15 protein-coding genes are annotated in these 12,062 nt (G+C 39.5%); 2 read left to right on the forward strand and 13 right to left on the reverse strand.

Translation table 11 applies throughout. The annotated features are described in order from the left end of the window. Positions 1-12: 12 nt before the first annotated feature. Entirely contained in the window at positions 13-663 is a 651-nt protein-coding gene (locus tag KI363_RS01075) for a DUF421 domain-containing protein (protein WP_212964974.1), read from the reverse strand. Positions 664-820: 157 nt separating this feature from the next. Between KI363_RS01075 and KI363_RS01080 the strand changes: the two genes are divergently transcribed. Further along, positions 821-1,213 (forward strand): TIGR04086 family membrane protein, encoded by a 393-nt coding sequence (locus tag KI363_RS01080; protein WP_212964976.1) that lies wholly within the window; start codon positions 821-823, stop codon positions 1,211-1,213. A gap of 76 nt (positions 1,214-1,289) precedes the next feature. Here KI363_RS01080 and yajC read toward each other — a convergent pair whose 3' ends face one another. The 10 genes from yajC to safA form a co-directional block, all read right to left on the reverse strand. After that, positions 1,290-1,568, reverse strand: a complete 279-nt coding sequence (gene yajC / locus KI363_RS01085) for a preprotein translocase subunit YajC (RefSeq protein WP_158322120.1) — start codon at positions 1,566-1,568, stop codon at positions 1,290-1,292. A 32-nt stretch (positions 1,569-1,600) separates the two neighbouring features. Beyond that, complete coding sequence (tgt, locus tag KI363_RS01090; protein WP_212964978.1) at positions 1,601-2,740, reverse strand: tRNA guanosine(34) transglycosylase Tgt; 1,140 nt, start codon at positions 2,738-2,740, stop codon at positions 1,601-1,603. A gap of 301 nt (positions 2,741-3,041) precedes the next feature. Next, on the reverse strand, positions 3,042-4,070 hold the full coding sequence (queA, locus tag KI363_RS01095; RefSeq protein WP_212964980.1) for a tRNA preQ1(34) S-adenosylmethionine ribosyltransferase-isomerase QueA: 1,029 nt from the start codon (positions 4,068-4,070) through the stop codon (positions 3,042-3,044). A gap of 2 nt (positions 4,071-4,072) precedes the next feature. Further along, positions 4,073-4,279, reverse strand: coding sequence for a DUF2905 domain-containing protein (locus tag KI363_RS01100; RefSeq protein WP_212964982.1), 207 nt, complete (start codon positions 4,277-4,279; stop codon positions 4,073-4,075). Beyond that, complete coding sequence (gene ruvB / locus KI363_RS01105) at positions 4,276-5,277, reverse strand: Holliday junction branch migration DNA helicase RuvB (RefSeq protein ID WP_212964984.1); 1,002 nt, start codon at positions 5,275-5,277, stop codon at positions 4,276-4,278. The genes KI363_RS01100 and ruvB overlap by 4 nt, the downstream gene beginning before the upstream one ends. Before the next feature lie 18 nt (positions 5,278-5,295). Continuing rightward, positions 5,296-5,904 carry a Holliday junction branch migration protein RuvA gene (gene ruvA, locus KI363_RS01110; RefSeq protein WP_212964986.1) on the reverse strand — a complete coding sequence of 203 codons (609 nt, stop codon included), beginning with the start codon at positions 5,902-5,904 and terminating at the stop codon, positions 5,296-5,298. 78 nt (positions 5,905-5,982) lie between these two features. Next, positions 5,983-6,564: an intercompartmental signaling factor BofC gene (locus tag KI363_RS01115; protein ID WP_246516655.1), complete on the reverse strand. Its 582-nt coding sequence runs from the start codon at positions 6,562-6,564 to the stop codon at positions 5,983-5,985. Between the two features lie 147 nt (positions 6,565-6,711). Then, positions 6,712-7,437: a YebC/PmpR family DNA-binding transcriptional regulator gene (locus KI363_RS01120; RefSeq protein ID WP_212964988.1), complete on the reverse strand. Its 726-nt coding sequence runs from the start codon at positions 7,435-7,437 to the stop codon at positions 6,712-6,714. A gap of 80 nt (positions 7,438-7,517) precedes the next feature. Continuing rightward, positions 7,518-8,492: a phosphotransferase gene (locus tag KI363_RS01125; RefSeq protein ID WP_212964990.1), complete on the reverse strand. Its 975-nt coding sequence runs from the start codon at positions 8,490-8,492 to the stop codon at positions 7,518-7,520. Further along, positions 8,485-9,465, reverse strand: a complete 981-nt coding sequence (gene safA, locus KI363_RS21900; RefSeq protein ID WP_246516657.1) for a SafA/ExsA family spore coat assembly protein — start codon at positions 9,463-9,465, stop codon at positions 8,485-8,487. Before safA ends, KI363_RS01125 begins: the two co-directional genes overlap by 8 nt. A 186-nt stretch (positions 9,466-9,651) precedes the next feature. Between safA and KI363_RS01135 the strand changes: the two genes are divergently transcribed. Beyond that, positions 9,652-10,197, forward strand: coding sequence for a transcription repressor NadR (locus KI363_RS01135; protein WP_212964992.1), 546 nt, complete (start codon positions 9,652-9,654; stop codon positions 10,195-10,197). Between the two features lie 86 nt (positions 10,198-10,283). Here the strand turns inward: KI363_RS01135 and thrR are convergent, their stop codons facing one another. Next, on the reverse strand, positions 10,284-10,754 hold the full coding sequence (gene thrR / locus KI363_RS01140; RefSeq protein WP_158322111.1) for a transcriptional regulator ThrR: 471 nt from the start codon (positions 10,752-10,754) through the stop codon (positions 10,284-10,286). Positions 10,755-10,766: 12 nt separating this feature from the next. After that, positions 10,767-12,059: a GTPase ObgE gene (gene obgE / locus KI363_RS01145; protein WP_212964994.1), complete on the reverse strand. Its 1,293-nt coding sequence runs from the start codon at positions 12,057-12,059 to the stop codon at positions 10,767-10,769. Between the last annotated feature and the right edge of the window lie 3 nt (positions 12,060-12,062).

A 12,062-nucleotide genomic window follows, 5' to 3' on the forward strand; every position in this document is an offset into this window, starting at 1 on the left:
ACGGCAAGATGATTACTTTGAATCATCATAATCTACGAAAAACTTTCCATCTTGATAACTACAAAAAGAAATTTGCTCAATATGATGATGTCCACGCTGTTCCAGTTCTTTTTTTAACCAAGATTCGTCCTTATTTACCTCATCCAAATGTTCTGGTTGAATTTCGCCATTTAAGATAAGTGGAAGGGTATAAGAGGCTGTCTTGGTTTTCTTATCCTTCTTAATAACAGAAAGTTCCCCAGAGGTCTCTAGAATAGCAAACTCTACATCTGAAATATTGGTGATATCCTTCTGCCGAAGCTGAGTGAGCAGGTCATCAAAATTATAGCGCAATTTTTTCATTTCTCTTTCATCAATTTTTCCTTTGTTAATGATTAATGACGGCTTTCCATCCATCAACCTTCTAAATTTGCGACTTTTTAAAGAAATTAAAGCTAACCCTAATTGAATGAGCATAAGTGTGATCATAGGAACGATTGTATGGGATAAGGGATCTTTATGTTGCTCAATCGCAATAACGGCCATTTCCCCCATCATTATAAATACGACAAGATCTAAAATACTTAATTCACCGATTTCCCGCTTGCCCATCAATCTAAAAATAACAAGTAAAAGAATATACAAAATGACCACTCGTGCAATAATAATTAAAAATTTTTCCATTTTATAATCCTCCCTTATTCATAGCCTTTTTAGTATGTCCCGGATATCAAGTAATAAAAGCGATTTTTCCGAGAAAAAGAAAGACAAATACTTCTAATATTTTTTTCCGTGAATAAGCTTGTACAGATAGATATATGTTGATTGTGGAAGGGAGAGAGTGGTAATCGAAATTAAAAACTTTGCAGTTTCGATTGTATATGGATTAATGACAATTTTACTTTTTGCGGTACTGTCGAGTCTTATTTTTTCACTCGTTTTGCAATTTAGTGATACACAGGAAAAGTCCATTAGCCTTTTAATTACCATCATTTCATTTTTTGCTGTTTTTTTCGGTGGTTTTATTAGTGGGGGAAAACGAAAACAAAAAGGGTGGTTAATCGGAGGGGCCACAGGGGTACTTTATTCGCTCATTCTTTTATCTTACCAATTTTTGGGGCATAGCAATTTCTTCTCATTAGAGCAATTCATCTATCATATCTGCTATATTTTAACAGCTACAATGGGAGGCGTTCTTGGGGTGAATATTTTATCCAATTCAAATTTTAAATAAAAAACAAATTCAAATTTTAAATAAAAAACAAAAAGAAGCTGTGCAAACGAAATCAGCTTCTTTTTTATATAAGCATTTATGCTTGTACACTATTATTAGATTCCAGTACTTCACGGACCGCGTTACGATCGTATGTAAGTTTGCTACCATCGCCACATTTAATCACAATGGTTCCTTCATCTAATGCTTCAATTCGACCATGTAAGCCGCCAATTGTGACAATTTTGTCCCCTTTTTGTAAATTGCTTTGCATCTCATTCACGGCCTTTTGACGCTTTTGGTTTGGCCGAATCAATAAGAAGTAAAACAAGATGATCATAATAATAAAAGGTGATAAACCGATTAATTGTTCCATTAAAAAAACCTCCTTTTCTTATAAAATCTATATTAGAAATTTTTCGCGTCGGGAGAATTAAACCCATAACGCTCAAAAAATTCTTTTCTGAAGTCACCTAGGCGATCTTCTTTAATCGCTTGTCGGACTTGCTCCATCAATTTTAACAGAAAATGCAAATTATGGTAAGTCGTAAGTCTTATTCCAAATGTTTCGTCACATTTAATTAAATGGCGAATATAGGCTCTACTATAATTTCTGCACGTATAACAATCACAGTTTTCGTCGATTGGATTGAAATCGCGGGCATAGGCTGCATTTTTAACCACTAATCTCCCATTAGAGGTCATCAATGTTCCATTTCTTGCAATTCTTGTTGGTAATACACAATCAAACATATCAATTCCACGAATACTTCCATCAATTAAGGAATCCGGAGAACCTACTCCCATAAGATAACGTGGTTTGTTGCTAGGCAATAATGGTGTAGTAAACTCTAACATTCGATTCATAACATCCTTCGGTTCACCAACTGATAAACCGCCAACGGCATAACCAGGAAAATCGAGTGAAACAAGATCACTGGCACTCTGTTTCCGCAGATCTTCAAATTCTCCACCCTGCACAATTCCAAAAAGTCCTTGATCTTCCGTTCGGTTATGAGCGTTTAGGCATCTCTCGGCCCAGCGAGAGGTTCGTTCAACCGATTTTTTCATATAATCATGAGTAGCAGGGTATGGTGGACATTCGTCAAATGCCATCATAATATCAGATCCAAGGGCGTTTTGAATTTCCATCGATTTTTCCGGAGATAAAAACAGCTTGTCTCCATTTAAATGATTGCGGAAATGGACGCCCTCTTCCTCAATCCTTCTAAACTCACTTAAAGAAAAAACTTGAAAGCCTCCCGAGTCTGTTAAGATCGCTTGATCCCAATTCATGAAGGCATGCAGGCCACCAGCTTCCTTCACAATCTCATGACCAGGTCTAAGCCAGAGATGATACGTATTACTTAAAATGACGCCTGCCCCCATTTGTTTCAATTCCTCGGGTGACATTGTTTTAACTGTCGCAAGGGTGCCTACTGGCATAAACATCGGTGTCGGATAGGACCCGTGCGGGGTATGTAGGACCCCAAGCCTTGCTCCTGTTTGCTTACAGGTTTTAATTAATTCATATGTGATCGCGCTCAATCTTTCCAATCCTTTCTAAGAGGATGTTTATAAAGTCCGGTAAAAATGACACTGCGAATTTCTTCGTTGGCTTGTTTCTGCGCTGCTCATGTATCAGGTGATAAGGATCTTCCGTTAAAACCGCCCACGTCCTGTGGGCAACACGGAAGTCAGTACATCCTGTACAAGTCCGCTGCTCGAAACTGCGCCGCCTCGAACTTTCGACGTACAGGACGTACTAGTGTCGGCGTTGCTGACAGGACGTCAGCGCCTTTAGCCGACTTGGTCCTTTTTATCCTCCTTTTTAAACAAGCACTCAAACTTAAATCAATAACATCGCATCTCCAAAGCTAAAAAAGCGATATTTCTCTTTTACTGCTTCTTCATACGCATGGAGAACAGGCTCTCGTCCAGCAAGAGCGCTCACAAGCATAATGAGGGTTGACTTTGGCAAATGGAAATTCGTGATCATTCCATTAATCGCCTTAAATTCATACCCAGGATAAATGAAAATATCTGTCCAACCATTTGCCTCTTCAAAATGACCATTATGAACGGTTGCAATTGTCTCAAGGGTTCTTGTAGAAGTAGTACCGACCGAAATAATTCTTCCCCCTTGTTTCCTTGTCTGATTCAACAACGACGCCGTCTCTTCCGACATTCGATAAAACTCGGAATGCATATCATGTTCCTCAATATCATCTACATTGACCGGTCTAAATGTCCCTAATCCAACGTGCAGGGTAATATAAGCAATATGTATCCCTTTTTCACGTATTTCCTCAAGGAGCTCTTCGGTAAAATGCAACCCGGCAGTTGGAGCAGCTGCCGATCCTCGTTCCTTCGCATAGACAGTTTGATAGCGGTCTTGATCTTCAAGCTGTGTTTTGATGTATGGGGGAAGGGGCATTTTACCAAGTTGATCGAGCACTTCGTAAAAAATTCCATCATATTGGAATTCTAGAATACGGCCACCATGCTCTAATTCATCCAGGCAAACAGCCTGTAACTGACCGTCACCAAATGTTAGCGTCATACCTTTTTTCAATCTTTTGGCAGGCTTTACTAGCGTTTCCCACCGATCCCCATTTAATTGTTTCAATAATAATACTTCAACTTTGGCACCTGTATCAACTTTTAAACCAAATAACCTAGCTGGAAGCACCTTTGTATCATTTAAAACCAGGCAATCTCCTTTTTGTAAATACTTTGTAATATCGCTGAAAATCTCATGCTTTATATCACCTGATTGCTTATCCAAAACCATTAATCTGCTTGCTGCGCGATTTTCCAAAGGAACTTGTGCAATCAATTCTTCTGGTAATTCAAAATCAAACTGATCTAACTTCACGACTATTTAAACCTCCCGATTAAATAAAGAACCACTGTTAATATTACACTTAAGAGGATGGATGTCACAACCGGGAAGTAAAATGTGAAATTTTCTTTCTTTACGAGAATATCACCAGGTAGTTTACCTATTTTTACAAATTGAGCAAGAAAACCGACCGCAAAAATAATTCCGCCTATAATCATGAGAAGTTTTGCTGTCCCATTCACTTTTCCGGCACCTCTAAATGAAAATGTTCGTACACAAGCTCTGTCACCATTCTTCCCCTTGGCGTCCTTTGTAAAAAGCCGATCTGCAATAAATAAGGCTCATAGACGTCTTCAATGGTCATCGCCTCTTCTCCAATGCTTGCGGCGATAGTATTCAACCCAACCGGTCCGCCCCGAAACTTTTCAATCATCCCTTTTAAAAGTTTGTGATCAATATTATCAAGACCTAAACGATCAACTTGTAGTAATTCCAAGGCTTGATCTGCAAGTTGGCGGGTGATAACCCCATCCCCTCTTACTTGAGCAAAATCACGTACCCTTCTCAATAATCGATTCGCAATCCGTGGCGTTCCACGTGAGCGTCGGGCGATTTCAATTGCACCCTGTCCCTCAATCGCTGTTTCCAATATCTCAGCCGTACGATGGATTATATTCGTTAGTTGATCTTCTGTGTAATATTCTAAACGACTTAAGACACCGAAACGATCACGCAATGGCGCCGAGACAGAACCAGCTCTTGTTGTTGCGCCAACAAGCGTAAAAGGTGGAAGATCGAGGCGAACAGATCGAGATTCTGGGCCTTTCCCTATGACAATATCCAAGCAATAGTCTTCCATTGCGGGATATAACACTTCTTCAATTGCCCTAGGTAAACGATGAATTTCATCAATAAATAATACTTCCCCTGGTTCAAGAGAAGTCAAGATAGCCGCTAAGTCACCTGGTCTTTCAATCGCAGGACCTGATGTTGTCCGCACATTGACTCCCATTTCATTAGCGATGACAACAGCTAGGGTCGTCTTCCCAAGTCCTGGTGGCCCATATAACAGCACATGATCTAGGGCTTCTTTTCTCAATTTCGCCGCTTCAATAAAAACAGCTAAATTTTTCTTTACCTCATCTTGTCCGATATACTGGGATAAAGTTTGCGGACGGAGACTTTGTTCAAAAGAAAGATCATTTACTATCGCTTCACTAGACAATACTCGTTCTTCCATCCTACCTCTTCCTTTCTATCATGTCATTAATAATTGTAACGCCTGTTTAATATACTGGTCTGTTGTTAAGTTTTTATCTCGAAGTTTCGGCTCTATTTTCTTTAATTCACGTTCTGAATACCCAAGTGAGGCCAATGCTAATAGCGCTTCTTTCAACTCGTCTTCTGGCTCATCCAAAATAAGATCTTCTCTTTGAACAGTCGCAGCCACTTCCGGCAACGCCACGACATCATTTAATTTCCCTTTTAAATCAAGGATCATTTGCCTAGCTGTTTTCTTTCCTACACCAGGAAATTTAACAAGAAACTTTTCATCCTCATTTTCAATGGCTCGAATTACTTGAGCTGGTTCTCCATAAGCCAAAACGGCTAACGCTCCTTTTGGGCCGATCCCGGAGACATTCAAAAGTTTCTTAAACATAATCTTTTCTTCAAATGTCGCAAATCCATATAACGCAATAAGATCTTCGCGAACATGTTGATATGTATAAACAACCGTTTCAACATCCTGATTCTTTGAAAAAACAAATGGATTTGGGGTCAAAATTTGATACCCAATCCCATTATTCTCTAAGACAATATACTCAGGTCCAATTTGTTCGATCTTCCCTTTTATATACTCGTACACAACTTTCTCTCCTCTTTCATGCTAACCATTATTGTAACACAAATCCTTCTTTATGACCGCAAACTTAAAGCCTGACTCTCAAAAAGTCAGGCTTTTCTTTTCAACTGCATTTTTTCCAGTAGAATATTGCTTCATTACTTCTAACACTTCTTTAAAGGTCTCTTTTGTTTGGATTGGTATCCCCTTTTTAAGCTCTTCCTTTTTCTTCCCCTCTAATTTCCTCATATCAATTTGAAAAAAGGAATGGATAATATCCGCTTGCTCGGGGCTTCCATTAAAGATTGATAATGTACCATCTTCTTGGAGACCAAAAAAGCCGTTGACCTTTAATAAAGGAGAAATATCATTTACCTTCTTTTCAAAAACAACCCGTTTTTCATCTATATCAACTAACTGCCAGTTTTCATATTTCGCCCAAAAATCTTCTAGTGCCCATATGGTTTCGGTCACCAATTCTTCACTCATGTCGCCATCTAAATATGTTCTTTTCAGCAAAACTTCAATCTCAAGAGGATTGTCAGGGATATAAACCGAATCTCCCTCCTGTTCTATCGTTGTTGATTGCGCTTGAGTCTTTTGAATATCTAATGCTGGCTGATTCGCTAAACTCACTACTATTAAGATCATAAATGAAATAAGCAATTTTCCCGTAAATTTCATACGGATCACCTCTTTGCCTATAAATTTAATTCTTATAATCTATATTGCCCAAAAATAACATCCATATCCAATTTTCTTGAAATCGTTAAAATACAAAAATCCATTTAATGCAACTCTTTCGCTGCATTAAATGGACTTATGTCATGTTTATTCAGAAAAATTATGATACACTTCCTGCACGTCATCATCATCTTCAAGCATCTCTAACATTTTTTGCATTTTCTCTGCCTGTTCACCCTCAAGATGTGTATAGGTTTGTGGCACCATTGTGATTTCGGCAGTGGCAAATGTGAAACCTTGATTTTCTAGATTTTCTTTTACCTCTATGAAACTTTCAGGATCTGTATAAATTTCAAAAGCTTCGTCACTCGTTTCCATTTCCTCGCCACCTGCTTCAATGACGGATAAAAGCATATCATCTTCGTCTACGGTTACATCTTGACGATCAATGGCTAAATATCCCTTTCGATCAAACATATAAGCGACACAGCCTGTTTCACCCAGATTCCCACCATTTTTATTAAATGCCACTCTCACATTTGTTGCCGTTCTATTTTTATTATCGGTTAAGCACATCACCATCACAGCTGTGCCATTTGGACCGTATCCCTCATACACAATCTCTTCATAATGTTCTGTATCTTTATTTCCAGTAGCCTTGTCAATCGCCCGCCCGATATTATCGTTGGGCATATTTTCTGCCTTTGCTTTCTCTACCACAAGTCGCAAGGAAGGATTCGTACTTGGGTCAGGACCACCCATTTTTGCGGCCACATAGATTTCCTTGGCTAATTTTTGAAATACTTTTCCCCGTTTAGCATCTTGTGCATTTTTTCTGTTTTGAATATTTTTCCATTTCGAATGTCCTGCCATTTTATAACCCCTTTCCCTTGACTTCATCCCTTTAACTATAACGAAATTGGGTATTACGAGCAATCTTTCCACACCTTTTCCTAGTATGAATCGACTCTTTTAATAATTTCCTTACTGAATTTCATTCTTTGTTTAAATTGCTTGAGTATTAAAGCCTCCATCATCGGCCATCTTCTTTGTTGTTCAATAGAAGGACTCCTCGTAAAATGCAACCATTCCCTAAAAATATCAGTTGGATACACAAGGGCCGTTACAAATGCTTCGCTTGCTTTATATGGCTGAAGAGCTTGAAAGGAAAATAAATGTTCAAGTTCCCATTTCAGATGAGGTAAAATCCGATTAGAAAGCTGCAAATAATCTATATGGGCTGGCGCGACAGCAATTAAATCAAAATCAATCAACCATAATTGATTTTTTTTATCTCGAATAAAATTATGGCTTGCTACATCCCCATGAATAACACAATGGGGCTCTTCCGTGAAAAAGGCAGCCTGTTTTTGCATTTTTTCTAGAGCCCATTCTCCAAGATCCGCAAAATAACTTAAATGAGGACGTACTGGGTGCTGAGTATGTAAATGTAATGTATGCCGAAATTCCATTAATCGTTTATTCCATTTATTCAACTGTTCAAAAACAGGGATTTGCTCTTTTACAGCTATTGATATATTGGCGGTCGCCTGATGATATTTTTGCAATAAAAAGAAGACATCCTTTATTTGAGATCTATGCTGATAACTGACTCTAACCCCTGGCCGAGATTCGATATATTGAATGAGCCCAAAAATTCTATCGCCTAGTATAAATGGTTTCTGATGAAATGAATAAGTTTTCATAAAGCCATTTTTCTTTAGTTCTTCTGTAAAAGATACTTGCCTATTAAAATTGGCTAGTGTAGAAAATTCTTTCAAAATCCAATGTTGGTGTTGGGTGCTAACCAGCCATACCATCTTTTTTATCGGTTTGATTCGGATAAAGGGAAGATCAAAATGCTCCTTTAATAAAAGAAGGAGACGGTGATTCAATCCGTCTCTTTCTTCAAAAAAGTCTTTATTCATTTCCTTCTCCATTATCGTGACGCACAGGCATCGCATAAGTGGGTGGTATCGCTGTTCCCACAGGTGGATATCCTCGATACATATGCCCCTGCATGCCATAATGGTGTGGATGGTAGTGAGGCATTTGATTTCCACACCCACAACCCATTGGTTGCTGGAAGCCGGGCATTGGCATACCTGGATAAGGGTGGGCCATACCTGGCATCATTCCCGTATGCTGGTAATCCGAAGAGCTTTCCATTTGATGTTGTGCCCCACCATAATAGGGATGTTGCATATCATCAGATGATTCGTCTGACCCCCAATAAGATTGTGGGCCATAACCAGAGATTGGAACGTTAGCTGGTTGGTATGGCATCATCGGAGCCCCCGTCATCGCTCCATGCACTTGTGGCATCATATACCCTTGATAAGGCTGTGCTTGTGGGTATGGATAACAAGGATCAAAGCATGGCTGCGGCATAGGATAACATCCATACATAGGCTGCTGAATGGGCATCTCCGGCGAGTAAGACGACTCCTCCTTGTGGTGGTGAACAGGTTTTTCCATTGGTGGCGCCGGCTGTTGCATCTGTTGCGCCTGCATTTGTTGCATATTCATCATATAATAATTGTTTATATCAATTTCCGGTAATGGCTGTGGCTGTGGCATTATAGGTTGATAAATATGATGTGGTTTTTCTTTCTTCGGCTTTTCTTTTGGTGGCTTTGCAACAGGCATAGGTGCTTCTTTTTTAGGCAAAAAAGGATGTTCTGCTTTTGGCATTTCTTTCTTTCCTGATGGATGATGATGAACCGTTTTTCCCTTCACCCCTCCTCCTGAGTGACCAGGTACTTTGATTTTCATCCCCGGCATAATCATTTCCGGATTAGATAATTGCGCATTTAGCTTCTTTAGTTCATCAAAATTTACGCCATACTTCTGGGCAATATTCCATAATGTTTCTCCTTTTTGTACAATATGGATCTTCACAAATTTTCCCTCCTCAAGCTCAGTCTATATAGTGTATGAATGATTGGGCAAAATGCTAATAATCTTCATCAAAACTTATGAGATTGGGCGTTTATTTATGACAAATCCTGTTTGTCCTTGTTTAATAATGAAGAAGGAACAACGAATATGATAAAATGAGCTTAGAAGATGAAATGGAGGGGTTGAATGAAAAAGACAGGAAAAAAGATACTTGGGGAAGAAAGAAGAGAAACATTACTTTCCTTATTAAAAGAAAAGAATGCTCCCATTACTGGAAGTGAATTAGCCGAAAAAACAGGGGTCAGTCGACAAGTAATCGTTGGAGACATTAATTTATTGAAGGCGCGGAATATCCCGATTATCGCTACAAGTCAGGGCTATTTGTATATGCGCTCCCCTCAAGAAAACCATCTTATTGAAAAAACGATCGTTTGCTTACACTCACGTAGCCAAACAGAAGAGGAATTGAATATTTTGGTCGACCACGGGATTACAGTCAAGAACGTAGCTGTCGAACATCCCATTTATGGAGATCTTACTGCCTCCTTAATGGTTTCTAACCGAAAAGAAGTTGAACATTTCCTTACTAAAATAAAATTAACAAACTCCTCTCTTTTGGCTGACCTCACATCAGGTATTCATTTACATACGATAGCAGCACCTAACAAGGAGGCTATCGAAAAAGCGGAGAAAGAACTAAAGGCCGCTGGGATATTAGTCGATGAAAATTAAAAGCCTTATCCAGATTATTATTCTGGATAAGGTGTTTCTTTTGCACCGAACTAACCCCACTTTTTCCGCTAAGAAGCTAAATGTGTCTAACCTCCCGAACTCAATACATCGACTTTATCCACGAATTCTAGTCTGTTTAATTCGGCCAAGAGATCATCAATTTCAACACTCATACTCGCGATATCAAGCGAAAGGGTAACATTTGCTCGTCCTTGTAAAGGAATCGTTTGGTGTATGGTTAGCACATTACAGGCATACTTGGCAACAATCGCCAATAATGTAGAAAGAGAACCTGGCCGATCTTCAAGATAAAAGAATAACGAAATAATCTTCTCTTTCACGACCCTGTGAAAAGGTAAAACTGTATCTCGATATTTATAAAATGCACTTCGACTTAAATCAACTTGTTGGACAGCGTCCCAAATGGAAACAGATTTTTTCCGCTCAATTAATTCTTTCGCTTCTAACGTTTTTTTCATCGCTTCAGGTAAAACGTCTTCACGCACTAAATAAAATTTTTTTTGATATTCTCTCTTTCCCAATATCCTCTCCCCCATTCACCACAGGTCCTATTCAACAAATTCAAATTCAAATTCGAGAATTCGAATAATGTCTCCATCCTTCGCTCCACGCTCTCGCAACGCATCATCGACACCCATTCCTCTCATTTGCCTAGCAAATCGACGAACCGATTCATCTCTTGAGAAATCTGTCATTTTAAATAGCCGCTCGATCACATCTCCTTTAATAACAAACGCACTGTCTGGATCTCTTGTAATCGTAAATTGGTCGGGATCTTTTTCATGGCGATAGACAACTCGATGAATTTCCGCATCTGCTTCTACGGAATCATAAAGAGGGAATTCCGGAGTTGTTTCTAATTGATTCGCTATTTCAAATAATAAATCTCGGACTCCTTGCCTCGTAAGCGCGGAGATTGGATAGATTGGATACTCCTCCACGAGTTTGGTCCGAAATACAGCTAAATTTTCCTCTGCTTCCGGCATGTCCATTTTATTGGCAACAATGATTTGTGGGCGTTCAAGCAAGCGAAGATTATATTTTTCTAACTCTTGATTGATCGTCTGAAAATCCTCATATGGATCTCTTCCCTCCATATCAGACATATCGATCACATGGACAATCACTCTTGTCCTCTCAATATGTCGTAAGAACTGGTGACCCAGTCCTACTCCTTCATGTGCCCCTTCAATCAAGCCTGGCAAATCAGCCATAACAAAACTGCGACCATCTTCTGTCTCTACAACCCCTAAATTAGGAACGATGGTTGTGAAATGGTATTCCGCTATTTTAGGCTTGGCTGCCGAAACAACAGAGAGTAAAGTGGATTTCCCGACACTTGGAAATCCAACAAGGCCAACATCAGCGAGAATTTTCAATTCAAGCACAACATCTCTTTCCTGCCCTGGCTCCCCATTTTCTGCCATTTCTGGTGCTGGATTCGCAGGTGTAGCAAAGCGAATATTTCCTCTTCCCCCACGGCCTCCTCTAGCCACTACCGCTTTTTGTCCATGCTCGACAAGATCTGCAATGACTTCCTCTGTTGCAAGATCCTTTACAACGGTTCCAGGAGGTACTTTTACAACTAAATCTTCGGCGCCTTTGCCATGTTTGCTTTTTGACATCCCATGCTCGCCTCGAGTCGCCTTGAAATGTCGTTGATAACGGAAGTCCATTAACGTACGCAATCCTTCATCTACCTGGAAAACAACATCTGCGCCTTTTCCACCGTCTCCACCAGCTGGCCCGCCCATTGCCACGTATTTTTCTCTGCGGAAGGCAACCATTCCATTGCCGCCATCTCCACCTTTCACATATACCTTTACCTGATCAACAAACACAAT

The sequence above is a fragment of the Lederbergia ruris genome (assembly GCF_018332955.1).
Classification (GTDB): domain Bacteria; phylum Bacillota; class Bacilli; order Bacillales; family Bacillaceae_C; genus Lederbergia; species Lederbergia ruris.